Genomic DNA, 25,014 nt, shown 5'->3' with positions numbered 1-25,014 from the left:
TCAGAATACATGAGTTGATAAATGAAAGGTACTATTTGACTTTTAATTTTTCAATATATAGCGCCAGATGTCTAAGCCTAAGGCATAAATCATTACAGACAGTATTACAACCATACCGACTAATTGCGCGTATTCCATGACCTTATACTGCACTGCACGGCCAGTGATGATTTCGTAAAGACAGAATAGGATGTGTCCTCCATCCAAGGCAGGGATAGGTAGCATATTTGTAAAAGCTAATAAAATACTTATCATTGCGGTGATATGCCAGAAATGTCGCCAATCCCACTCAGAGCTAAACATGCTACCGATAGTAATTATGCCGCCTAACGATTCATTCACTTTTATATCTTTATTTGTCAACAAAAGCTTGAACCCTTGGGCATTTTCTACAAGGATACCCCAACCTTCGGTTATGCCAGCAGGCAATGATTCCAAGAATGAATACTTCTTTACTTCATATTTTAGGAACTTGTCAGGCGAATAGCAATAGAACCCGATGTAAGAACGATTACCCAGCTTTACACGCACTTTTACAGTATCATATTTATTACGCAATACTGTTAAAGCAACCTCTTTGTTGCTCAAATCTTTTTTTAAGTCTCGTAGCTGAAAAAATGAGCTTACAGGTTGATCGTCCAACCCGATAATCTGATCTTCAACCTGTAGTTTTCCTGATATAAATTGAGCACCTGGCTGTAAACCTTTTACGACAGCCGGAAACTTGGGATAAGCCAATAGGTGCCCTTGCAGATTGACCAGTTGGCTGATTGTTCGATCCGAAATTGGAACATCCATTTGCTCACCTTCCCGGATAATAGCCAAAACCCTACATTTTTTTTCCAGGATTAGTTGAGTGAGTCCAGCAAAGTCATTAATCTGCGTACCATCTGCTGCCATTATCTTGTCTCCCTCCTTCAATCCAATTGACTTACCGAGGCTATCGACATATACGCCATATATGAGATTCTTGGCTGGCAGGTATTCTTTGCCCCATACCCATGCCGTCATTCCAAATAAAAGAAAACCTACAACCAGGTTGACTGTAACACCGCCAATCATAATAATTAGGCGTTGCCAGGGTGTCTTGCTGCGGAACTCCCAAGGCTGAGGCGGCTTTTGCATTTGTTCTTTATCCAGACTTTCATCTAGCATACCTGCAATTTTAACATATCCACCAAGAGGTAACCAGCCAATCCCAAATACAGTTTCGCCAACTTTTCTCTTAAGTAAAGAAAATCCGGCGTCAAAGAAAAGATAAAATTTTTCTACTCTGCATTTAAACCATTTGGCCGGCAAAAAGTGGCCAAGCTCATGAAGTAGAACAAGGATTGTCAAGCACAACAGCAATTGCCCTGCTTTTACTCCTACAAGTGACCATTGTATGGCAACTAGTGCGATCATATAAACTATATATTACTTGTTTAAACAGATTGGCCTTATAGCTGTTCAATTATCCAGATGGCCGTTGAACGAACATATAGGCTATTTTCCTTCGAGTATCTCGTTGTCCGGTAGCCCGGTATGTTCTCTTATTACTTGTAATGAGGCAGCTTTGGTGAGATTATCGCTGTTCTTTTGAATATACCGCGCAATAGTAAATTCTGTACAACCCAGCACGTCCATTAATCGGCGACGGATAGGTGGATTGTTTATTGCTTTCAATGCTTTTTGCGTAAGTTTCATAAAAATCGTTGATTAATTTATTTGTTTTCTACCTGTTCTAGTAATGCAAGCCTTTTCAACAAAGGTGGGTGTGAGTGATTAAACCATACATATAGTGGATGAGGATATAGGTTCAGGAGATTGGTGGAATATAATTTTTCCAGTGCACTAGCCAGGGCGACACCACAAAAGGTTTGTTTAGAAAATTGATCGGCTTCCAATTCATATTTTCGTTTGGTCATGTAAACAAAAACCTTCAGAAAATTTGATAAGGGCGAAAGGGTTATTAGAAAAACCATCAGGTTTACTTCCAACGCTAATCCGGAGCAACCTAGGGAGATGGATAATTGCTCATTAAATACAAACAGGGAAAGTATATAGCAAAGTAACGTAGTATTCATTACCATTATTCCATACAGCCGCCTTACATGATTCATTTTATAATGACCCACTTCGTGGGCGAATATGGCTACTAGTTCTTGGTGGCTATGATCGTTGACTAAGGTATCGCTTAAAACTATCCGCTTATTTTTGCCCATGCCACATAGAAATGCAGCTCCTCGATCCGAGCTTTTGGAACTGTCCAAGATAAATACGTTATCTATCGAGAAGCTGACTTTGTAGGAATAATCTATGATCAGCGATTTTAATGCTCCCTCCGCCAGTGGTGTAAGATGATTTATCCGGGGAAGTATCCAAATCGGGTACAGATAGTTGGTAATAAATTCATAAGCGGAAAATATAACCGCAAACAATAGCCAAACCGCTGGGCCAACGATTGGGATAGCATAAACGGACGCGGCTATAACTGCCCCACCAATAATGGATATTAGCAGCCATCGATTTACATGCCCGATGATAAAGAATTTCTTACTTCTGGTGGCCACCCCGTATTTCTTATCTAAAACGAAATTTTTGTACCACCTAAAGGGAACCATCGTTAGTTCGTTACAGAGTAGCAATAACCAAAAGAGTAGAAGGGACAGCACGATAGGTTCTTGAGTGTACTGAATAAAATAATCGTTAAGAACTATCAAGCCCTTAGTTAATAAGATGATCCAAACAAACAAAAATCGAACGGCAGAGCGCAGCAGCAAAAATTTCGTCCATTCTATTTGATACTTAGTAGCCATCCGATACTGTTCTTTATTATATAATCGTTCGACTTCTTTCGGAAAACTGAATCGAAGATTACGAAGATTTAACAAGCCCAGCATTTGGTGTACTAAAAAGTCAAGCGTGATAATAGCGATAACAAAATATAAATAATTCATACCGTGCTGTAAGTAGCTATGCCTGGTTCTTTGTGTATTGAAAATTTACTTTTAACAGATAAGTGGCCTCAACAAGCGCTTCCACCTGCTCATAAAAATAAGCATGACCATTGCGTATATGTCCTTCCTGGTCTGCGAATTCCGGGCTGCTCAGCACCGCTTTAAACCACTCCCAAACAAATTTTCTACATTGAACCAAGTCGTAATTGTTGAAAAAATCATTCACGACTTGAATAGGATCTTGCATCTCTTTTTCAGATAAACGTATAGTTTGATAGTGTTCATCGCATTGAATTGGGTTATTTTCTGTCTTCATGAAGATTGTTTTTAGAAGTTACCATTACACAAAATTTCATTGTTTGGATTAAAAACGGGCCTTCACTTTATCATCATCCATTGGTTGAACCAGGAGCTGTAGTATTATGCATCGCCTCAATTTTACTTTTCAATTCGCCTATTAAATCCTTGGCCATCGCCAGCGTATTCATGTTTGCCTCTGTTACGATCTTAAATTGCTCATATTCCTCTTCTAAGCGTCTCTGTTTGTCAGTTAGAGTTTGAATTTCGCTTTTCAACTTAGATACTACATCATCCCTGAAATATTTCATGGGAGGTTCGTCGTAATAATAGGATAAAAAGTCTTTTTTTAAGGCAATTGAAATTATTACCAGCAGATCTATCGCCATAGATGCACGATCGTATATATCAGGTATTGTCTTTTCATTCCTGAAAATTAGTGCACCAAACTCTTTATAGGTTAGTTTCTGCCTTTCTACCTCTTTCTGAATTTCCTTTCCGATATGAACGGGCATAAATCATTTTTGAAGAATAGGGCGTTAGTAACGAAGGCACCTTTCCTTGGTTTTTATATAGCAGTTCCTGTAAGCTTATCCTTCACAAAGCAATTAACACTCCTGTAATTTCATAAATATCCATTTCACTTATAGTCGAAATAATTGGTGGGTAGTCCGGTTCGTTTTTCGATAACAACTTAATTTGTCCTGGCTTTTCACCCTCCAGTACCCTTCTGATTACCCCTCTGCTACTATTCGGCATCTTAAAATAATAGGCTCTACCCCAGATCAGCAGGTGTTTATGTACTACTTTTCGTATGCATAATTTCCAACCGGGTTTATAATCAGGTACCATAGCATCTTCTGTTATGGTTACCACATCATGCAAGGGCGATCCGAAAATTTCTTTAAGGGTCGTGTTTTCTGCCGAAACCGAAGGCACAAGCGGTAACCCCTTCATACTGCCATTGTTATTTTCCAAATTCAACCTGGTCTCCTCTGTTAGCATATACTCTTCGAGCGTAGCTACCGCATCAAAGTCTGTAGGGTGGGTCCCTTTTTCCCACTTGTACAACTTTTCCTTTTTTATCCCGGTTGCTCCGGCTATTTGAGGCATTTTGATTCCTGTACGAATTCGAAATTGTTTAAGCTTTTGTCCGATTTTCGAACCCATATAGTATATATTTCTTGACCAAATTATACGCAGAATTAGGATAAGGGCTGTCCTTAGAAAGCCATAAACTTTCATTCTGCTTGTGCATGGGAAATTTGTTGCCATTGCATGACTGATCATGCAGTTTTTTCTGATTACTTTTTAAGTTCCAGTCATCAACAACTATATTATCTATTATATATAACTGTAAAAAGAGTAGAACATACTATTTGAACTCAACTTTTTTTTATAATAAACGACTACAGTAAATCATTACAGCAAAAATGCTGGAGAAATATTCTCGTATTCACTTTAAATACAATTACATTTCCTCCAAAAGGTTGCACCTTTTTTAATCTTTATTTTTGAATTAATCGAGGCGACCGACATTGAAAATAAATTTCGTTTTTCAATAAAGGTGTCATTTTCAACTTTTTGGCAAAAATATTTAACCGCCTTTTTGCTGAATTTCATCAGTGTATATAAAATTGAAAAATAAATTTATCATTAATGATCCTTGCCAATAAATTTGAGTTCTTACTTGTACGTTGATAAAACCCCAGCCAGCCCGTACTTTCAAGGATGGCAATTGAATCCATCGATAAAGAATCTGATACATCTGCAAACAATCATTTATTCCGTATCAATTATCAAACTCATTTTGTACGTTTAAATTGACCACTATGTTCCAGAAAGAAAGACCTTATTCTAATTACATTGTCAATGCCATTAAAAAGATCAAAGATCTTATCGATCAAAATCCCTTTCAGTATAAAACAGCTGCTGAATTACGGGGATGCATTACGATTCCCCACAGAGCCACAGTTGAAAAGGCTTTTAAAGAAGTATACGGAGCAGGTATCAAAGAGTATCAGGTTAAAACGCGATTGGAAGCTTCAAAAAGGTTTCTTGAAGAAGGAATGTCAAAAAAAGAAGTAGCAGCAAAATGTTTCTATACCTCGCAGAGTTCGTTCGCGGCTGCCTTTAAGAAAGAGTTTAAGATGACGCCTACCCAATGGCAATTATCATATGCCATCTAACGTGTAGGAATGTTGCATTTTTCTACAACAATTCTACAATTTCCTATAACAATCTTACAAAAATAGACAATGAGGCTATGTAACTTGCATACTGAATGAATGATGCTCCGGACGATTGCCTCCGGAAGATTGCAAAAACTGGTTAAGGCCTATTCTTTCGATATAATCTCTTTCTGGCAATGAATTTTAATTACTAATAAGCTAAGCACATAAATTACTATAACTCCCTACCGAAGGGTAGCTACAAATTTCTATCCTTTAACGGATAAGGTTTCCGCCGGTACGCGCTAGCTTTCAAGCCGGGGCCAAGACGGCAGGTACAAACCAAAATCTTAATAAGTCATAAGATATCTCTTATTGTGTTAGCTGTTGGGGGTGCGTTGGCATTTAAATCTAAACTGCCAGTATATTGTCTTTATTTAACAAATCCAGTTGGAGCAGTAACTTCTCCGCGGGTAGCGACAATTGAAAATAAACTACCTGGCACACAAATCAATGGACCACTACTAGGCAGATTTTAAATTGTCCAACAGCGGTTCCAGCATCAATTTGCACATTTACTTACGACATAATCATTGATGAACAGTAGTAGTAAATGTTTATTTCACTGAATATTCATTGCAATGTTTATAATTCCAACATAATGGATAGATAGATAGATAGATAGATAGGAAGTATGTACCCGAACTGGCATTATGTTAGGAAATGGGGTAGCCGAAAACCATTATAAACGAGTAGGCAAGTTTAATCAAATAAATTTTTTGCTTTTTTTTAAAAAAGCAACCATTATTATGAAAAGAGCTAGAGTAATTTTGACTTCTCTGGTTGTGCTAGCAGTAGTCGGTGGCGCATTGGCTTTTAAAGCCAAATCTCCTGTATATTGTCTCTATACAACAAACGTCCCAGCCGGAGCAATAACTTGTCCTAAAATACGAAATATTGAAACTACTGAACCAGGTTCGAATATTAAATGGGCAACTACCAGAACAGTTTTGAATTGTCCAACAGCAGTTCCAACATCACATTGCACATTCACATTCAATATAGTTACTGATGAACCTTAGTTGTTTAATTCTATTTATTAGATATTCGTTGCAATGATATGAATTAAGCAAAATAAAAGGGAAGGCAAGGGTCCACCTGAACTAATATTTTGTTAGAAAATGGGGTAACCGAAAACCATACAAAAGAGTAGGTAAATTTTAATCAAATAATTAAGTTTAGCTTTTAACAAAAAAAGCAACTATTACTATGAAAAGAGCAAAAGTAATTTTGACATCTCTGGTTGTGTTAGCAGTTGTTGGCGGCGCTTTGGCATTTAAAGCCAAATCTCCAGTATATTGTCTCTATACAACGAACACAACTACAGCATTTACATGCCCTAAAGTAGCAACAATTGAAACTACTATCCCTGGGACAAAATTCCAATTTGCTACTACTAGGCCAATTTTAAACTGTCCAACAGCAGTTCCAGCAACTGATTGCAAATTTATATTTGAAACAGTAACTGAGTAATAATCATTGGCTCATTTCAGAACTGCAAGTACTGAGTTAAGTAGCTTGCAGTTCGCCTTTTAATACCAGGGTGAATTAACCGTCCAAGAGAATTGCCCGACTTTAAATTTTCGCTTTGCAGGAGCGCCTGTAAAATAAATCAGCATGCTGTTAATACTATCAATAATCTATGTCGTTTGCAGTGAGTGAACCGCCTTACAAAAAAATAATCCACTTTAAGGAAGTAGGGCAATAAATACTTGGCAGGTAATTGTTCGCCGCTTGCCTGGTCAATAACACCCGTCTTCGACAACTCCGAAGCGCTTTGATTAAAATATAATTGTAACTGAGTATATCGCTGCAGATCGTGTTCATATACATCACTGCAATATACTTTATGGGTAAGTTGCAGTTCAGATGGTATATTATTATTTTCAATCGATTGAAGATATTTACGTACCGTATTGCGGCTGATGCCTGTGCGCCGAACAATCTCCCCGGATTTTAACACCAACATCTCTGAGTTGAAGAATTTGTTTTAACTGCTCCATCGCTAAAGGTTTTTGGGACATGCATTCTAATCTGTTTGAGAAAGCAAAAATCACTTTTTAGCACTTAACAGCTATTACCTGAGGTGGGTCAACTTACCAGCATGACACTAACAAATAGTAATTAGCAGTTGAGGCAGCCTCACGGAATAATTAAATACCTGCATTAAATTGTTACTTAAAACAGGGGGGGGTGAACAAAATTAGCGGACCTTAGAGTTGATTACTTAGGTACTCATGATGCTATTTTTATAAGTTCAGTGTTTCATCTCCCAAAACCTAAGAACTTATTTTTTTTTGGCCAAACTTCATTTAAGGTGTTACCATCATACAATATACCGTCTTTCATTATATACTGTATTTCTCGGCTATTATGAATGTCATCTAATGGGTTTTTATTGAGTATAATTAGATCAGCAATTTTACTCACCTCTAATGATCCGACATCTTCTTGTATGCCTAAGGCTTCGGCACCTGTTAGTGTTGCAGCTCTTAATGCCTCAAGATTTGTAAGCCCCCCCATTTGAAGTGCCCATAACTCATTGTGCGCACCAATACCCTGATCATTTCCATGACTTCCTAATCCTACTTTTACGCCAATTTTTGTCATGCGCGCGTTAATGCGTGCGGGTGCAAGGAAAGTCATACCGATCGTATCCTTTGCAACAGTATTTTGAATATTCTCTAAAGACTCAGCACCACTGCCTGACCAAAACAAACGGTCAGAGTCGCTCTTTATAAACTGTTTCATTTTATCATCTGGCACTCTCCAGAATTTATACTTAAAATATTCTTTAGCTGGTTCTTCGGGACCTAAGGTTACTTGAATTGTAGGCGTGAAAAAAACTCCAGAATGGGCAATCAATTGAAGCACATCATTATAAACTTCACCCCATACTGGATTGTGTTCAATGCCAGTACTTCCATCCTTTATCATAGCTATTTGATCCAAAGGATCTAATGGGCCTTCATTGGTCATATTCAAACCGGCTTCCCTACAGGCGATCAAAAGCAATTGCTTTTGTCGGCGATCATGAAGCATGTATTGTTTTACAACAGTACCACCTAAGGCTGAACGCTTTTTAGCAAAGGCCCGTGCATCTTCCAAATTATCCAACTTAATTAGTCCGTCGCCAATCCTAGCTGCCCTTCCTACAGAATATAATCTTGGACCAAGCATTTTTCCAGAATGTAATAATTCAGTATAGCCAAACGAATCAAAATTAAGTGAAGGATCCCGGGCGGTAGTTACACCATAAGCGAGATTAGCCAAAAACATCCACGATTGTTGGGGAAAAATATCAGGAGATAACCGCATATGCAAGTGGAGATCGATAATTCCAGGCATAATTGTTTTTCCTTTCGCGTCAAGAATTGTGATTCCTTCAGGTATAAATACCTCGTCAACTTTACCTATATTTATAATTCTTCCATTTTTAACTAAAATGGTTCCATCTTCAATTACTTCTTTACCTTTCAGAGTAATTATTCTTGCACCCTTAATCGCAACAACACCTTTACCATAGTTGGAAGGAACCTCAAAGGAAAGTTTTATATCTTCAGTCGCTTTAATACTTTTTTCATCCTTTTTTATTTGCTCGCAGTCTATACTATAAAAATGATTACTGTAGGTCCAGCAAAGTTTTCGACCATTTGATTCCCAAACTGGATCCACTCCTGGGCCAATCTTTATTGCTTGAGGATTATTAGTGGATAATTGCAATACCTTACCAGCTTCAATTGGAAGTAAATATATGTCTTCCCTTGCAGAATATACGAGATATTTTCCATCTGAAGACAATGTCCGCTGTTGAATATAACGGTCTTCGAGACCTTCAGCAATCACCTCTAATAATGAACCATCGATACTTTTTGCAACTAACATATCACAGTTTTTATGATCATCCTTAGTTCTAAACTTAGGTTGGAAAATCACTTTCTTACTGTCACTCGAAAAAGAAATACAGTTCCATAAAGGAACTGAATCCTCTATCACTATTGGCTCACCATCGCTTGTCGGTATCAGTTCAAGAGTTCCAGTTCCGGGTTCATCGCGGTCATTTAATGTAGGTTTACCCCTTAAAATCGCTATCCACTTGCCATCTGGTGACCAGGCCGGTCGTTGATAATGACCGGGAATTTTTGTCAACTGTTCAGGTGGACCACCAGCGCTATTGACCTTCCAAAGCTGGCCGCCATATTTGTCGTTCCAAGTGACATACGCAATCCACTGGCCATCAAAAGAATATATTGGTTGAAATTGCATTGCGTCCTGCTGAGCAATAAGTTTAGGGGTACCCTTTAGCAAATCCATGACAAAAACTTTTCCTAGTCCTGAGAAAACCAATTGTTTACCATCGGCGCGGCGATTTATTGAACGCATATATTTCAATTCAAAACTGTCATAAGAAATGCGAAACTTATTATATACAAATGCTCCTAAATCCGATTTAACATTTGCAGAAAATGGAATAATATGGTTTTTTCCATCCTGTATGAATACTTGATGAATTTTTCCACCATATCCGATATAAATACTTTTTGAATCAGGAGAAAAGGCAAACTGAGATAAAATTGTATACTTCGTATAGGAATAAGGTTTTGATAATAGTGAGCTAATCAGGATCTTCTTACAATCTTTTACAGAATCATATAAAATCAGGACTTTTGTATTATTGGTATCTCTTACATAGGCAAAGTAGCGCCCATTAGGAGACCTGAGATCAGTTCTTTCCTTAATTGAAATATCTGAAGACGACAACATCGTAATTATCTCTCCACTGATTGATTGTTTGTACATGCGTAACTCTCCATTGTCATCGCTTATATAGTAGAAAGCCTTACCATCATGCGACCAGACAGGTTTTGATTTTACTCCTAACCCATGAGTTAATTGACGTGTCTTCCCCCCCTTAGACGATACCAGATGAATATCACCTACCAGATCGAACAACAACTGCTTACCATTGGGTGATACGTCAATATTCATGTACGAGCCTTCGTTAGTAGTAAATTTAATAGTACGTTCTGGTTTGATCGGCAATTGAGAATAATCTTTAGTAAAAGAATTGATACTTAAAGCCTTCTTATCGTTATAAAGCTCAACATCTGCACCATTTTTAATTGTTTGAGCAAACGCAAAAAGACAATTTAGGAGGCAAAAACAAACCCCCATCGGCCCATAAATTCGATAAAGCATTATAATCAGTTTTTCATTTTAAATATGCCCACGGTCTACTAATATACAACACCATAACACAACACTACAATTATCCAACTAAGGAATTTTTATGATGAGATCATATTATCTATTCAATTTTGCTTGAGGACTTCTGAGAAATCTCATAATATAAACCTTCTTTTATTATAGAAGTAAGCATAGGGTCTAACCATTCCTTTTCCGATAATTTTTGATAAAGGCCAATTTGACCAAGTTCTCATAACGTAAAACAACTTTTTAAAACCGAATCTCTAATTACTCCTAAAAAAAAAGAAACTTTTTTTAGGAACAGCACATCCCAATAAATGCAACATTCTCTTAAAATTGACGTAGCAATTTCTGGTCTATCCTGACTGTTTGTCTATATAATTCCTGATTATGGGAAAACTGGTAACCTGGTCACATAAAGCTGATAAAATCACCCCGCTAACAAGAAAGAGTTAAAATGACGCCTTCAAAATGGCAGTCGACATATTCATTATAACGGTCATGAATATCACATATTTCTACAACAATTCAACATTTTTCGACAACAATCTTACAAAAATAGACAATAAGGCTATGTAACTTGCATACAGAATGAATGATGCTCCGGATGATTGCCTCCGGAAGATTGCAAAAACTGGTTAAGGCCCTATTCTTATGATATAATCACTTTCTGGCAATGAATTTTAATTACTAAGAAGCTAAGCACACAAATTACTATAACTCCCTACCGAAAGGTAGCTACAAATTTCTATCCTTTAACGGATAAGGTTTCCGCCGGTACGCGCTGGCTTTTAAGCCGGGGCCAAGACGGCAGGTACAAACCAAAATCATGATAAGCCATAATATAACACCCTGGCTGAAAGCCGGTGAGACAGTTTGTTGACTAAATGAGGGTCAGTGAAATTTTTATTAACTGTTTCCGACTTAATGGAGAAATGGACGCTACCATTTTTCACCAGCTTTCGCCTCCGGGTGCGACTTAAACAACCATTAACCATTATCAACTATTAAAGATGGAAAAATCATTTGTTCAAAGAGACAAAAGAATGGGGCAAGGCTTTAAGCAAAGTATACTATCAAAATCCAATATAACTGAAATAATTTCTATACTTGTTGTTATACTCTTTCTATATACCGGATTAAGTAAATTAATAGATATTTCGATTTTTAGAAAGCAGATTGGTGAATCCCCAATCTTAGAGCCAATCGCTCCTTTAATTGCATGGGGATTACCACTTTTAGAATTTATTATTTCACTGTTGCTGATAACACCTCGATATAGATTAAAAGGACTATATGCTTCTCTTTTCTTGATGATAATATTTACACTCTACGTTGCCGTCCTAATGATTTTCGAAACAAACCTGCCGTGTAGTTGCGGAGGTATAATTGAATTACTTTCTTGGAAAGATCATTTAATATTTAACATCTCGTACATTATATTAATCATAATCGGAATTATACTTTACAGAAAAAATATTGTCGTCTACCAAACCGATTAAATTCATTCTAACAGCATTCAACACACTATCCCATCAGACTAAAATTAGGCAACAACTAACTCAACGTAAAATGAAACTCAATTCTATTCAATGCCTGCGCGCAGTTGCAGCCCTCCTGGTAGTTTATGTCCACTCGATTGATGTACAAATGGAATTTGGTGTTTCCAAGCAGCAAAATTTCTATCATCTTCAAAACTTTGGGGCAATAGGTGTAGACCTTTTTTTTATAATATCTGGATTTATCATAACACTTGTTGCTAATAATTACAAAGGGAAAGAAGACGGTGTTTACTTTTTGGCAAAACGGTTTAGACGAATTAATCCTGTGTACTATATTGCCAGTTTTATTTACTTAGGTGTAATTGTTATACCGATATTATTGCAAGGCGAGGCGGCGAATATTTCGCTACAAAATTTAATTAGTTCATTAATTGATACGGTTTTCATTCTGCCGCTTAGTGGCTTACCACTATCATACTCTCCATTTTTGATAATTGGATGGAGTCTGGCATTTGAATGGTTTTTCTATATTCTTTTCTTCCTGGCTATTGTGACAAAGGCTAAAAATAAAGCTCTCCTATTTGTTGTCATAATTATGGCATTAGTCGCGCTAGGATATTCTTTACAAGGGTCAGATTTCAGATATTTATTTATTACCAACTCTATTATGTTAGAGTTTTTAATAGGAGTTTGTATTTGCAAGCTTTATTTAAATGGCACGAAAGTTTCTAACACGCTCGCGCTCACGTTCTTAACGATTGGACTAGCGAGCTATATATTACTCATCATTTTTGGATTTGGATTGGTTTCTGAGTTAGGAGGAGTATTAAGCGGGACGTTAAGCATGAAACGTGTTTTGTTATTTGGGTTGCCAAGTGCATGCATTGCATTTGGCTGCATATTCATGGAAAAAAACAATCTTTTTGGAAAGATCTGGAATAACAAATGGCTCCTTCTTTGTGGTGACGCCTCTTACTCAATTTACCTGATACATCTAACAGTATTTGAATTATTCAGGATACTGTATAAATATGCAGGCTTTTTTATGCCGGCCGATCTGGCAATCATTGTACAAGTAGCAATTGCTACCACTATATCGATAAGATTTTATAAATGGGTTGAACAGCCATTAATTAAAGCAACTCATAGAATTGCAAAGCAGAAACGAAAATCGGCACGAGAGCCTATGGCTTCTGCAGCACCTGCACCTATTCCATAATAATAAGAAAAGTAATCTTAAATCAAAAATTATGCTCGAGGTTTTTCATTTAGCGACTTAGCTATAACGCACATTTCACTAAGAACGTAGTTCGGGGATTCACTATTGACCAATTTATAATTCACAATTGACTATTATGAAAAAGAAAGCAATTATAATAGGTGCAGGCCCAGCGGGACTAACAGCTGCATTCGAGTTGTTACAAAGAACTGATATAATACCCATTGTTTTAGAAAAGTCAGGCGACATAGGCGGCATTTCAAAAACCATCAATTATAAAGGAAACCGAATGGATATTGGCGGGCATCGCTTTTTTTCCAAGAGCGACCGGGTAATGAACTGGTGGTGTAATATCATGCCTACCCAACCAACTGGTGATACCTACACTACAATAACCTATCAACGCAATCAACGTACCATAAAACAGGAAGAAACACATTCAAAGGTAAATCCGGAAGATGAGAGAAGGATGATGCTTATACGTAAACGTTTATCACGTATATATTTCTTACGTAAGTTCTTCACCTACCCAATTCAGCTATCAATAGACACCCTAAGAAAACTCGGAGCACTAAGAACGCTTGGCATACTTACTTCTTATATTAAAGCACAACTATTTCCACGCAAACCCGAAAAGAGCCTGGAGGACTTTTTAATCAATCGATTTGGTGTTAAATTATACTTACTGTTCTTTAAAGACTATACAGAGAAAGTATGGGGAGTACCCTGTAATGAGATCTCAGCAGAATGGGGTGCTCAACGGATAAAAGGTGTATCTATAAGTAAGGCGATACAACATGCGACACAGACTATTATGAAGAAAAAGAAGAGCAGTGATATATCACAGAAAGATACGGAAACGAGTTTGATAGAACAATTTTTATATCCGGCATTGGGCCCAGGTCAGTTGTGGGAAGAAGTAGCGCGACAGGTACAAGAAATGGGTGGAACGATCATCATGCACGAAAGTGTTAAAGAAATCCTCGCCACTAATAAAGAAGTGACAGGCGTTATCACCGAAAATAAAGAAACTGGCGAACAGACCGAATACAAAGGAGACTACTTTTTTAGCACAATGCCTGTACAGGAATTAATAGCGGGCATGAATGGCCAAGTACCTGCAGATGTAAAAGAAATAGCGGCAGGTTTACAATATCGTGATTTTATTACCATAGGTATATTGTTGAAAAAATTAACGCCAATAGATAATCAAAAGACCCTACCCGACACATGGATCTATATTCAGGAAAGAGATGTAAAAGTTGGAAGGTTACAAATCTTTAATAACTGGAGCCCCTACATGGTTAAAGACCAAAATACAGTTTGGTTGGGTATGGAATACTTTTGTAACGAGGGGGATGAATTCTGGAGTTTGACCAATGAAGAAATAGAGCGCATTGCAATTATCGAATTGACAAAAATGGGATTGGCAAAAGTAGAAGATGTTTTAGATAGCACTGTACAGCGCATGGAAAAAACATATCCCGCGTATTTTGGCACTTATAATCAATTTGATACTATCCGCAATTATGTGGATCAATTTGAAAATTTGTTCCTTGTGGGTAGAAATGGAATGCATAAGTATAACAATAGCGACCATAGTATGTTAACAGCAATGGTGGCGGTTGACAACATTTGTGAAGGTGTTACGAGCAAAGAGAATATTTGGTCAATAAATACAGAACAGGAGTATCATGAAACGAAGACTGGTTCAACTGGTCAACCTGAATCACAAACAAAAGAAAGACAATTGGATAAAATAAATGAAGCTGATGAGCATTCTATATCACCTAAGCCAGCTATATTGAATGGGCCTGAGACATTTAAGGACTATATATTTCACAATAAGCGTAACAGAATTTACTTATTAATTAGTGCAGCAGCTATATTAATTCAATTCGCCATATTTAAATATCTGTATCCATTTGCCAGTTTCATCAATGGCGACTCTTATGTGTATTTAGAGACAGCATATCATAATCTATCAATCAATACATATCCAATCGGCTATTCCATGTTTTTGCGACTCTTCAGTGTGTTTACGAAATCAGATACAGCTTTGGTAGGTTTCCAGTATATTTCATTACATACTTCGATACTATTTTTTCTATTCACCATTTTCTATTTTTATCGTCCCGGCAAATCTGTACAAATAATTTTACTTGTTTTTTTTCTACTGAACCCTGTATTCTTGTATCTCGCAAATTATGTCTCCAGCGATACACTATTCTTAACTCTAAGTATGATATGGTTCACACTATTATTATGGATAGTCCATCGATCAACATTAAAAATTGTGATTTTTCAGGGTGTTGTGATGTACTTGGCTTTTACAGTACGTTATAATGCCTTGTTTTATCCTTTGGTAACTGCGTTAGCATTTATGTTATCGCAACAAAAGCTTTTGCTTAAGCTATTTGGTACATCTTTAGGAATCTTTTTAATTGGGCTATTCATAATCCATTCAGGCAATAAATATAAAAGACTTACCGGAATTAGACAGTTTACACCTTTTAGTGGATGGCAAATGGCTAATAATGCGATGTATGCCTATCGGTATGTAGACAGCGCAGATCGAAAACCTGTACCTGCAAGATTCCAAGTAATCGATAAAATGATAACTACATATTTTGATTCAACCAGAAATCCAAGAAAATACCCCGAGGAACAGATCCAAGCCGGTACAGCATATATGTGGACCTGGTATATGCCCCTTCAAAAATACAAATCCAATAGGTTTAAAAATGACAGTACATCAACTGAACTGAAACAATGGGCATCATTGGGGCCGTTATACGCCGACTATGGTTGGTTTTTAATAAAGCAATATCCCCTAACTTTTATTAGGTATTATATATGGCCCAACACAGTTAAATACTATGCGCCTCCAGTCGAGTTTCTTGAACAATACAGTACCGGAAAAGATAGTGTGAACCAGATAGCGAAAGCATGGTTTGGCTACAAAAGCCTAAAGATCAGTAACCGCACCGGAACGTTTAAAGTAGAGGTCCTTGGCTTTCTTCCTATTCTCGCAGGTTCTCTGAATGTTGTGTTTCTGTTTGGAATAATCGGATTTCTTTTACTGAATGGGTACAAGGAAATAATATATCGAAAGGGTTTATGGTTAATAATGGCCTTATGGTCGATAAACTTTTGCTTTAGTGTTTTTGCCTCACCAATTGCTTTGCGTTTTCAGCTCTTTCCGATAATTACTTCAATAACCTTCGCTTGTTTATATATTGAATATATAGCCACAATGGCAATGCAACGAGAAACAAAGGCATCATCAATGGAAAATATCACAAAACAGTTAAATATTTCATCATAACAGCAGTGCTAACCATGGCAAAAATAAAGAACAGATTAAAAAACTCAATAGTATAATTAAATTTATTTTATATGAAATCTCTTATCGCCGTAGCATTAATAATTTTAATTGCGGGTTGTTATAGTCGAAATCCAGAAAAAACCGGTTTAGAAGGAAAAGCCTTACCATCATACGATTTCCTTTCGGTTGATAGCGTTACTCATGTTAATACCGGTAATACTGTAGAGGGTAAACCAATAGTTTTATTTTTTTTCGGACCTAGTTGCCCCTATTCTCATGCACAAATGCAGGAAATAATTGAAGATATAGACAACTTAAAAAATATTCAGTTTTATATTCTTACGATATCTCCATTTAATCAAATGAAACAATTTTATACTCATTATCAGCTAAATAAATATCCTAATATCGTAATTGGTCTAGATTATAAGAACTCCTTTGATGAATATTTCGCAGTACCTGGAGTGCCATACACCGTTATATATGGAAAGGATAAAAAAATGCGTGGCGCCTTTGTCGGCAAAATCTACAGCAGACAAATAAAAGAAGTAGCAGAAAAATAACGCTTTACAGAAATAGGTTATCGATTGCTGATTGATATGGTATGTACCATTAAATTCATATTAAACGATTTGGAATATTTAGTCAAATAATAACATCAACGTTTATATAGAAAAATAAATACTATGAAAAAAGCAAAAGTAGTTATAGCATCCCTTATTACATTATCACTTGTCGGAGGTGTACTGGCATTTAAAACCAAACTGCCTGTATAATGTCTCTATACCTGAATACCGTCAATGGTACTTGTGTTAGAGCAGGAACCATCGAAAGTACTTTGGCTGGCTCAAATTTTAAATCGGCTTTCACTATACCTATTTTGAATTGTCCATCAGCTTTTCCAACCATCATTTTGTGTATATACATTTAACTCAATTGTAGATGAATAGTAAATATAGTGTTGTTATTTATTTCTTTATTGAAATGAAAAAACTTTCGAAGAGGAAGAAAGGAGAAAGGAACCGCTGTAAACCTATGTATTGAAATTAGATGAGGTAGTCGAAAACAATTTAGAAGAGTATGCGCATTTTCTCATATAGTAAGATTTGGGCTTATTATAAAAAGGTAACAATGCTATGAAAAGCAAAAGCAATTATAATATAGTGACCACGACTTGTCCTAAACCTTACTATTGAAAATACGAAATCTGGCACATCAAAGAATGGATAAACTGCCAAACCGATTTTAAATTGTCCAACATCGAGTCCAACATGAATTTGCACATTTACTTACGACATAATCATTTATGAACAGTAGTAGTAAACGTTTATTCTATTGAATATTCATTGCAAAGTTTATAATTCCTGCATAATAGACAGGTGGGATAGTATCTGCCCGAACTGACGTTATGTTACGAAATGGAGTTGCCGAAAACCATAATAAATGAGTAGGCATATTATTTAATAATCAGATTTAGCTTTTTAAATTAAAAAAGCAACCATTTTTATGAAAAAAGCAAAAGTAATTTTGACGACTCTTCTAGTATTGGCAGTGGTTGGTGGAGGATTAGCATTTAAAGCTAAACTACCAGTGTATTGTCTTTTTAAATTGAACAACCCAGTTGGGGCAATTACTTGCCCTAGAGTAGCAATCATTGAAACAACGCTACCTGGTGCCGCAACATCCTGGGCTACTACAAGGCCGGTTTTGGCATGTCCAACAGCGGTTCCAACATCAGACTGTACTTATACGTTTAATGTACTTATAGATCAATCTGAGTAGAATATTTCTGTCTAGATTTTTACTGCAAAGAATGTAAATCCGGCAAACAAAGGAAAGGATGCGGATACACTCAAACTAATTGCTTTGAAAGGTAATGGGGTGGCCGAAAACCATTAAAAAAGAGTAGGCGTATTTACTCAAATATTAAAACTTAGTCTTTTGATAAAAGACAACAATACTATGAAAAGAGCAAAAGTAATTTTGACATCCCTTATTCTGCTAGCTGTTGTTGGCGGTGCGTTGGCATTTAAATCTAAACTGCCAGCATATTGTCTTTATTTAACTAATCCAGTTGGAGCAGTAACTTGTCCAAGAGTAGCGACAATTGAAAATACATTACCTGGCACACAAATTCAATGGGCCACTACTAGGCAGATTTTAAATTGTCCAACAGCTGTTCCAAAATCACATTGCACATTTACATTTAATACAATTGTTGATGAATAAACATTAGTAACATAATTCTAATTGTTAGAGGTTCATTTACATTATTATGAACGCAAAGTGGAAGGAACAGATATTTTTTGGGTATAATGTGGTATTGTATTGGTGTACAAATAAATATCTCTTTTTTAAAAATAATTATAATGAAAAAGGCAAAAATAATTTTAATATTTCTTATTGTATTTTCGATTGTTGGCGGCGCATTAGCATTCAAAACCAAAGCGCCAATATATTGTCTATATACCAAGAACACTGTAATCGGGACTACGACGTGTCCTAGATATCTTACTATTGAAACTACTGAACTAGGTTCGAATATTAAATGGGCAACTACCAGAACAGTTTTGAATTGTCCAACAGCAGTTCCAACATCACATTGCACATTTACATTCAATATAGTTACTGATGAACCTTAGTTGTTTAATTCTATTTATTAGATATTCGTTGCAATGAATATGAAGCAAGCAAAGTAAAAGGGAAGGCAAGGATCCACCTGAACTATATTTTGTTTGAAAATGGGGTAGCCGAAAACCATACAAAAGAGTAGGTATATTTTAATCAAATAATAAAGTTTAGCTTTTAACAAAAAAAGCAACCATTATTATGAAAAGAGCAAAAGTAATTTTGACATCTCTGGTTGTGTTGGCAGTTGTTGGCGGCGCTTTGGCATTTAAAGCCAAATCTCCAGTATATTGTCTCTATACAACGAACACAACTACAGCATTTACATGTCCTAAGGTAGCAACAATTGAAACGACTGTCCCTGGGACAAAATTCCAATTTGCTACTACTAGGCCAATTTTAAATTGTCCAACAGCAGTTCCAGCAACTGATTGCAAATTTATATTTGAAACAGTAGTTGACGTGCCATAAGCTAACTACTGTAGTTAAACAAATAAAAGGTCAATTGAATGTTGCTGGGCCCAGCAGCATTCAATTGACCTTTTTAGCGACGGGACATTTTTTTAAAAATTAATTAAGCGCAATGTCGCAGTAGTATTTTTTTAAACTATCTCAATTTATATGAGCATAGTGTTTATACTTGCATATTTTACAATCTAAACCACAACTACCTTGTGGATCTAGTTCAAAACCAGTTTCTATTCCTTTTAATTTCGCTGGTATTCCTTTTGTCATCCACAATGGTGGTGGTTCTTCTTTCAAATAATGATTATAGAATTGAGTTAAACGAGTGTTATAGTCAACAGCATCATTACCTTGAACAGCATGTCCTCCCTCATCATATTCCAACATCCAGCATCTTTTACCTAGTCTCCGGAAGGCCAAATATAGTGCAATACCATCTTCCATACGAACATTATCATCTAATGGACAGTGCATGATTAACAGCGGTGAAGTTGCTTTATCTACATTCAAAACAGCGGAATTCTTGATATAAAGATCAGGTCTTTCCCATAGAGTAGCTCCATACCTTGTACGTCCCACAACATACCCCCCTGTTGACTCACGTGACGCGAATTTATCATACAGGCCTTTAGCTGATAGTTTTAAGTAACCGCTAACAGGATCAGTAAAACCTGCAGCCTCACATGCCGCTGCAAAAATATTAGTATGTGTTACAAGATAGGATGCTTGTGCTCCTCCAAAACTAGCTCCATGTATTGCCATTTTGTCGCCATTAATAAAAGGCATTTTAGACAAAAACTCAGCAGCAGACACAACAGAATTATAAGTATACTCACCGAAAGGTTTACCCGTTTTAGCGGCAATATCAAAGCGAACGTCTGGGGTAAAAACAAGGTAGCCGTTACTCAAGAACCAGGGAATGTCAATTTCTGCCATCGAATAGTAAGGAGTAATAAAATCATTCAATCGTTCCGCGCGAGTTTCATAGAACTGAAATATAATAGGATACTTTTTTTGAGGATTAAAATTTTCAGGCTTATATAATGTCCCTTGGTTAGTCTCCCCATCGAACATTTTCCATGTAATTAATTCACTTGTCAACCAATTATATTGTTTTTGAGGATGCAAATCGGTGATGGCTGTAAATGTTTTAAAATCTCTCGTAACAAAATAATTTGGATATTCATTTGCGCTTTCCCTCCGTATAATCCAACACGCAGCATTATTTGCTTTGATAGGTTTCATACCAATACTGGCGCCACCCGATAAAAGATGAGAAAAGTCTTTATAATAGACATATCTCCCCATGGTCAACAATGTTGGATCATGACTTCCATCTAAGTCGGCTATGAAAAACCCGTTATCTTTAGTCAGATCAGATACTCCAGTTAATAACAAAGAACTCTTATCTGAATAAACAGAAGGAATTCCTTGTCCATCATCTCCATTAATTAGCCGTAACATAACTTTGTGTTTCCTTCCATAACCATGGGTCAGATTAATAAATTTATTCTTTCCCTCCGGGTCAATTTTCCAAATATCATATTTCCCATATACAATTAAAGATTTGTCGTTTTCGTACCAAGCGGCAACAACACTTGAAACAGGCTGCGGTTCCAGCCGCTTCACATAATCTTCAGTAAGTTTATCGGGAATGGATTGAGTAATATTGTTTAGCATCTTTGTATTCATGTTAAAACACATAAATGCAAGCGAATCGCTATTCCAATAGATAAAGTATTTTCCTAAAGGAGAAAAATACCCAAATCTTGCCCCTTCACAAATCAGTCTTTTCTTTCCATCTATTAAAGAAATACAATACGTTGATGGCTTTTCACAATTCGACCACCAGTAAGGTAATTTACCTCTATGATTATTTGTCATTACAACGTAATCTCCGGTTATGTAGTTAAGATGATGTGCAGGGGCATCATCCTCATCCTGCAATTGTAGTACCTGGCTATTGTTATCAAGACAAGTGACCACAGAAAGAAAGGTATTTAGATTACCCAAATCATTTCTCTGGGCAGGTTGAATCTCAATATCATTATAACTCCATATATTTACTTGTGCATAAGTGATATTGGGTAATCTTTCCTTTACCTTTTCCTTTTCTTGCAAATAAAAAAATAAATACTTTCCGTTTTTGCTGAAACTATGTAGGCTGTATACCAACATCTTCGCGTTTATTCCCGGAGATCCGTTATGCACCTTCAACACAGCACTATCCATTCCTTTCTTAAAGTAGCAAATTTGAACACCTTGAGAATCATTGAAAGTAAAAGCACATTGCTTGCCACTATCATCATATATGAACTTACTGATCTGAAAAGAAGAATTTCCGAGCTGCTTTCTCTCCCAGATCTGGTGGAAAATTCTATCTTTTAAGTTCATCCATTGAATTTGATCAACAGAGCCTTGGCCTGATCTTTTAGAACATTTGACAACTAATGTATTTCCTCCCTTATCAAAGAAGTAATCAGTAACAAAAGAAATACTATTGGTTTTTCCCGACATTAAATTCAATAACACAAGTTTGTTTTCATCGCCTTTCAACCGATACGCTATCCATTCCCCAACATTAGCAACGGGAACCTGAAAAGATTCAACATTTCCTATAGAGTTTACTCTTCCTCCGTCAAATGTTACAAACATTAAAGAATCGCCCCGCTGAAATATCAACCGCCGGCTGTCAGTGCAAAAAAAGAAAGACTCATTTGCACCTGCAAATTGCTTTTGAAAGGAATGGTCTAAACTCTGAATGAATAAGGTACTTTCATATGACAGTGGGTTATTGATGGTGTAGGCAACATACCTACCATCATTACTTATAACCGCTTTTGGGCCAAGAGCCGGCCATTTACCAAACATACTGGTATCGAGATTTGGTTTCGAAGGTGCTTTAAATTCAGTAACACTACTAAGTTGCTGTTGAGCAACAGAACATAACGAAAATAAGATGAAACAGGTAAGGTAGCTAATAGGATTTTTGATAAATGATTTCATTTCTATAAAGTTGAATTAATTATACGAAAAAGAATTACATCGTCATGGATTGAAATGGCAGGAATAATTGCCACAACAAAGAAAATAGTATCATAAAAAAAGCTATACATATACCCTTTATTAATAATTCATTTTCGGTTGATTATGTATTTTTCAATTGATTTTATCAATGCTTTTTAAAAGGATGACATGGAAATCAATTTTTCTATTAATTGTGGGTATGGAAAATTTGCTACCATAGCTGGCCAAAATTCCGTATAGGTAAGATATTAGGACAAGGCAACGATCGGAATAATATATTAAATTCATTAGAATTTGAATTAACGAGTTTCAAAACTGACTTCAATAATAAGACACCGAAACATACAGTTATGATTATCCATTTATCACTATTTTTTGCAAATTTTTAAATCATTCAAATTAAACACGAGTTATAACTATTGCAGCACCCATTTCGTTCCGTGCTGAACCACCGACGACAATTTGTATTAAGTATACATATCAGTGCCTTTTTTATTTTTTATCAGTTATTAATCCTCGTCACATTCTTGTCATTACAGCGCATGCTGAAATACTGTTTCGATCGTTTGTTGCATTATCCGTTTCGGTCCATATTGAACCAACAGGTGATGATGCGTATCACCTATACTTAAACGTGCTTATTTATTATTTAGTCAATAATTAACGCCATCCCTTTCCTGTCATTACGGCGCAAGATGAACCAGTTCTACCAACTTGAGATGAGCGATATATTAGCCACTGCAAATTCTGTTGGCTAATAATAATAATTTTTAATATCTCAAAAAGTCATCTCTACGCTCATCATTCGAATGATGCTTCAGCTTTTACAGCGCTCCAGCTCAGAACGTAGTATCGCTGCAGAGCTCAACATCTCTCGTAACACTTTGCGCAAATACGATGTTGTTTTTAAAGCGAGTCCAAATTCTTACAAGGATCTTTTGGCCATGGACGACATAACAGTCACCAGTCAAAGACTGACGCCTGAAGGCTTTGAAGCCTTGCGAGACCATTTTTAAAAAGAGCTTAAAAAAACCGGTGTAGCCAAACAACTGCTTTGGCTGGCAAGAGTATCTGATCCAACATCGGATGGATTCCGCTATATGCAATTTTACGAGCGACTAAGACGCTATGACCAATCAACAGATGTTTCACTACATATTGCGTATAACCCAAGCGACACACTAATGATCGATTTTGCAGCGACAAACTCTCTTATATACAGATCTCGAAAGCTGAGAACAGATTTCGAGATCTCTACGAAAGAAATAATTCTATTGAAATTCTCTGTATAACTTTTCCTTTTTTAAAAAATCTAAAATAGGATTCAACCACTCGTTAACTGGTTGGCGCTGAATAAATCCATGATTGCCTCTTGGATAGATATGCAACTCTGCGTCTACTCCTACTATTTGTAACCATTGATACATTTGTATACTATTTTCAACATCCACAATTTGATCATCTCCCGTATGTGTAATATAAGTTGGTGGGGTTCTGGAATTTACATTATCTTCACTGCTAAAGAATTTAACTTTCTCCGCAGTAGCTTGACTGCCAATTAAATTTATTCGTGACCCAACGTGTGTGATTTTCTTTTTCATACTGATAACGGGATAAATCAAGAGCATAAAATCTGGGCGAAGGTTGATTTTATGTTCGTTTGGAATATAACTCGTATCATAATGAACACCCAGACTAGATGCCAAGTGACCACCAGCTGAAAAGCCAATAACGCCAATCTTATTGTTCTCTAGGTGCCATGAAGATGCGCTGTCTCTTACAATTTTTATTGCTTGTTGTGCATCTATCAATGGTCCCATACTTTTGTCAGGTAGATTTGTTTGTTGGGGAAGCCGATATTTAATAACAAATGCCGCAATACCTTTTTGAACAAAAGCCTCTGCAATAGGAGTTCCCTCAGTTTCTGTTGCCAAGAATCCATAACCCCCACCAGGAAAAATAAGAACACCTGTACCTGTTGCTTTTTCTTTAGACGGTAAATATGCCGTCATGGTTGGTATAACGTTGTTTTTACCGATCACTTTAGACGTACTGTCGGGATATAATGCAAGGTTTATTTGAGAAAAAACGCTAAATCCTATACCGTGAGTAACTAATAGAAAAAATATTATTTTATTAATCATAATAAATTATCAATTAAGAATGGATG

Annotated in this window: 20 protein-coding genes; 10 read left to right on the top strand and 10 right to left on the bottom strand. The window is 36.4% G+C overall.

Annotation, left to right across the window (positions count from 1 at the left end; all coding sequences use genetic code 11):
• Positions 1-42: 42 nt before the first annotated feature.
• The 6 genes from rseP to GGD38_RS31035 all read right to left on the bottom strand — a co-directional run bounded on the left by rseP (position 43) and on the right by GGD38_RS31035 (position 4,526).
• On the bottom strand, positions 43-1,404 hold the full coding sequence (gene rseP, locus GGD38_RS31060) for an RIP metalloprotease RseP (RefSeq protein WP_375303352.1): 1,362 nt from the start codon (positions 1,402-1,404) through the stop codon (positions 43-45).
• 81 nt (positions 1,405-1,485) lie between these two features.
• A complete protein-coding gene (locus GGD38_RS31055) occupies positions 1,486-1,686 on the bottom strand; it encodes a hypothetical protein (protein ID WP_375303353.1) in 201 nt (66 codons plus the stop codon).
• 17 nt (positions 1,687-1,703) lie between these two features.
• Positions 1,704-2,939: a M48 family metallopeptidase gene (locus tag GGD38_RS31050; RefSeq protein ID WP_375303354.1), complete on the bottom strand. Its 1,236-nt coding sequence runs from the start codon at positions 2,937-2,939 to the stop codon at positions 1,704-1,706.
• Between the two features lie 16 nt (positions 2,940-2,955).
• Entirely contained in the window at positions 2,956-3,255 is a 300-nt protein-coding gene (locus GGD38_RS31045; RefSeq protein ID WP_375303355.1) for a hypothetical protein, read from the bottom strand.
• A gap of 73 nt (positions 3,256-3,328) precedes the next feature.
• Positions 3,329-3,751, bottom strand: a complete 423-nt coding sequence (locus tag GGD38_RS31040) for a hypothetical protein (RefSeq protein ID WP_375303356.1) — start codon at positions 3,749-3,751, stop codon at positions 3,329-3,331.
• 82 nt (positions 3,752-3,833) lie between these two features.
• Complete coding sequence (locus tag GGD38_RS31035; protein ID WP_375303357.1) at positions 3,834-4,526, bottom strand: hypothetical protein; 693 nt, start codon at positions 4,524-4,526, stop codon at positions 3,834-3,836.
• A gap of 542 nt (positions 4,527-5,068) precedes the next feature.
• Between GGD38_RS31035 and GGD38_RS31030 the strand changes: the two genes are divergently transcribed.
• The 3 genes from GGD38_RS31030 (at position 5,069) to GGD38_RS31020 (ending at position 6,940) form a co-directional block, all read left to right on the top strand.
• Positions 5,069-5,425 carry a helix-turn-helix domain-containing protein gene (locus GGD38_RS31030; RefSeq protein ID WP_375303358.1) on the top strand — a complete coding sequence of 119 codons (357 nt, stop codon included), beginning with the start codon at positions 5,069-5,071 and terminating at the stop codon, positions 5,423-5,425.
• 695 nt (positions 5,426-6,120) lie between these two features.
• A complete protein-coding gene (locus GGD38_RS31025) occupies positions 6,121-6,489 on the top strand; it encodes a hypothetical protein (protein WP_375303359.1) in 369 nt (122 codons plus the stop codon).
• 187 nt (positions 6,490-6,676) lie between these two features.
• Positions 6,677-6,940 carry a hypothetical protein gene (locus GGD38_RS31020; protein WP_375303360.1) on the top strand — a complete coding sequence of 88 codons (264 nt, stop codon included), beginning with the start codon at positions 6,677-6,679 and terminating at the stop codon, positions 6,938-6,940.
• Between the two features lie 139 nt (positions 6,941-7,079).
• Here GGD38_RS31020 and GGD38_RS31015 read toward each other — a convergent pair whose 3' ends face one another.
• Complete coding sequence (locus tag GGD38_RS31015; protein WP_375303361.1) at positions 7,080-7,436, bottom strand: hypothetical protein; 357 nt, start codon at positions 7,434-7,436, stop codon at positions 7,080-7,082.
• A 296-nt stretch (positions 7,437-7,732) separates the two neighbouring features.
• Positions 7,733-10,666, bottom strand: coding sequence for an amidohydrolase family protein (locus tag GGD38_RS31010; RefSeq protein WP_375303362.1), 2,934 nt, complete (start codon positions 10,664-10,666; stop codon positions 7,733-7,735).
• Positions 10,667-11,688: 1,022 nt separating this feature from the next.
• On the opposite strand from GGD38_RS31010, the gene GGD38_RS31005 reads away from it, so the two are divergent.
• The 7 genes from GGD38_RS31005 to GGD38_RS30975 all read left to right on the top strand — a co-directional run bounded on the left by GGD38_RS31005 (position 11,689) and on the right by GGD38_RS30975 (position 19,823).
• A complete protein-coding gene (locus tag GGD38_RS31005) occupies positions 11,689-12,177 on the top strand; it encodes a MauE/DoxX family redox-associated membrane protein (RefSeq protein WP_375303363.1) in 489 nt (162 codons plus the stop codon).
• Between the two features lie 70 nt (positions 12,178-12,247).
• Positions 12,248-13,396 carry an acyltransferase family protein gene (locus GGD38_RS31000; protein ID WP_375303364.1) on the top strand — a complete coding sequence of 383 codons (1,149 nt, stop codon included), beginning with the start codon at positions 12,248-12,250 and terminating at the stop codon, positions 13,394-13,396.
• A 136-nt stretch (positions 13,397-13,532) separates the two neighbouring features.
• Positions 13,533-16,724: an NAD(P)-binding protein gene (locus tag GGD38_RS30995; RefSeq protein ID WP_375303365.1), complete on the top strand. Its 3,192-nt coding sequence runs from the start codon at positions 13,533-13,535 to the stop codon at positions 16,722-16,724.
• Positions 16,725-16,795: 71 nt separating this feature from the next.
• Positions 16,796-17,287, top strand: coding sequence for a TlpA family protein disulfide reductase (locus GGD38_RS30990; RefSeq protein WP_375303366.1), 492 nt, complete (start codon positions 16,796-16,798; stop codon positions 17,285-17,287).
• Positions 17,288-18,230: 943 nt separating this feature from the next.
• Entirely contained in the window at positions 18,231-18,506 is a 276-nt protein-coding gene (locus tag GGD38_RS30985; RefSeq protein WP_375303367.1) for a hypothetical protein, read from the top strand.
• Positions 18,507-18,686: 180 nt separating this feature from the next.
• Entirely contained in the window at positions 18,687-18,953 is a 267-nt protein-coding gene (locus GGD38_RS30980; protein ID WP_375303368.1) for a hypothetical protein, read from the top strand.
• Between the two features lie 600 nt (positions 18,954-19,553).
• Complete coding sequence (locus GGD38_RS30975; RefSeq protein WP_375303369.1) at positions 19,554-19,823, top strand: hypothetical protein; 270 nt, start codon at positions 19,554-19,556, stop codon at positions 19,821-19,823.
• A gap of 141 nt (positions 19,824-19,964) precedes the next feature.
• Here GGD38_RS30975 and GGD38_RS30970 read toward each other — a convergent pair whose 3' ends face one another.
• Positions 19,965-22,823, bottom strand: a complete 2,859-nt coding sequence (locus GGD38_RS30970) for an alpha/beta hydrolase family protein (protein WP_375303370.1) — start codon at positions 22,821-22,823, stop codon at positions 19,965-19,967.
• Between the two features lie 1,292 nt (positions 22,824-24,115).
• Positions 24,116-24,988, bottom strand: coding sequence for an alpha/beta hydrolase (locus tag GGD38_RS30965; protein WP_375303371.1), 873 nt, complete (start codon positions 24,986-24,988; stop codon positions 24,116-24,118).
• Positions 24,989-25,014 lie beyond the last annotated feature (26 nt).

This window comes from Niastella sp. OAS944, assembly GCA_024809215.1.
Classification (GTDB): domain Bacteria; phylum Bacteroidota; class Bacteroidia; order Chitinophagales; family Chitinophagaceae; genus Niastella.
Note: the sequence above shows the minus strand (reverse complement) of the source record. Positions and strands in the feature narration are given on the sequence as shown.

Coding starts and splice junctions, on each gene's coding strand:
- rseP (WP_375303352.1), bottom strand. CDS start 1,404: ATGATCGCACTAGTTGCCATACAATGGTCACTTGTAGGAGTAAAAGCA.
- GGD38_RS31055 (WP_375303353.1), bottom strand. CDS start 1,686: ATGAAACTTACGCAAAAAGCATTGAAAGCAATAAACAATCCACCTATC.
- GGD38_RS31050 (WP_375303354.1), bottom strand. CDS start 2,939: ATGAATTATTTATATTTTGTTATCGCTATTATCACGCTTGACTTTTTA.
- GGD38_RS31045 (WP_375303355.1), bottom strand. CDS start 3,255: ATGAAGACAGAAAATAACCCAATTCAATGCGATGAACACTATCAAACT.
- GGD38_RS31040 (WP_375303356.1), bottom strand. CDS start 3,751: ATGCCCGTTCATATCGGAAAGGAAATTCAGAAAGAGGTAGAAAGGCAG.
- GGD38_RS31035 (WP_375303357.1), bottom strand. CDS start 4,526: ATGATCAGTCATGCAATGGCAACAAATTTCCCATGCACAAGCAGAATG.
- GGD38_RS31030 (WP_375303358.1), top strand. CDS start 5,069: ATGTTCCAGAAAGAAAGACCTTATTCTAATTACATTGTCAATGCCATT.
- GGD38_RS31025 (WP_375303359.1), top strand. CDS start 6,121: ATGTTAGGAAATGGGGTAGCCGAAAACCATTATAAACGAGTAGGCAAG.
- GGD38_RS31020 (WP_375303360.1), top strand. CDS start 6,677: ATGAAAAGAGCAAAAGTAATTTTGACATCTCTGGTTGTGTTAGCAGTT.
- GGD38_RS31015 (WP_375303361.1), bottom strand. CDS start 7,436: ATGTTGGTGTTAAAATCCGGGGAGATTGTTCGGCGCACAGGCATCAGC.
- GGD38_RS31010 (WP_375303362.1), bottom strand. CDS start 10,666: ATGCTTTATCGAATTTATGGGCCGATGGGGGTTTGTTTTTGCCTCCTA.
- GGD38_RS31005 (WP_375303363.1), top strand. CDS start 11,689: ATGGAAAAATCATTTGTTCAAAGAGACAAAAGAATGGGGCAAGGCTTT.
- GGD38_RS31000 (WP_375303364.1), top strand. CDS start 12,248: ATGAAACTCAATTCTATTCAATGCCTGCGCGCAGTTGCAGCCCTCCTG.
- GGD38_RS30995 (WP_375303365.1), top strand. CDS start 13,533: ATGAAAAAGAAAGCAATTATAATAGGTGCAGGCCCAGCGGGACTAACA.
- GGD38_RS30990 (WP_375303366.1), top strand. CDS start 16,796: ATGAAATCTCTTATCGCCGTAGCATTAATAATTTTAATTGCGGGTTGT.
- GGD38_RS30985 (WP_375303367.1), top strand. CDS start 18,231: ATGAAAAAAGCAAAAGTAATTTTGACGACTCTTCTAGTATTGGCAGTG.
- GGD38_RS30980 (WP_375303368.1), top strand. CDS start 18,687: ATGAAAAGAGCAAAAGTAATTTTGACATCCCTTATTCTGCTAGCTGTT.
- GGD38_RS30975 (WP_375303369.1), top strand. CDS start 19,554: ATGAAAAGAGCAAAAGTAATTTTGACATCTCTGGTTGTGTTGGCAGTT.
- GGD38_RS30970 (WP_375303370.1), bottom strand. CDS start 22,823: ATGAAATCATTTATCAAAAATCCTATTAGCTACCTTACCTGTTTCATC.
- GGD38_RS30965 (WP_375303371.1), bottom strand. CDS start 24,988: ATGATTAATAAAATAATATTTTTTCTATTAGTTACTCACGGTATAGGA.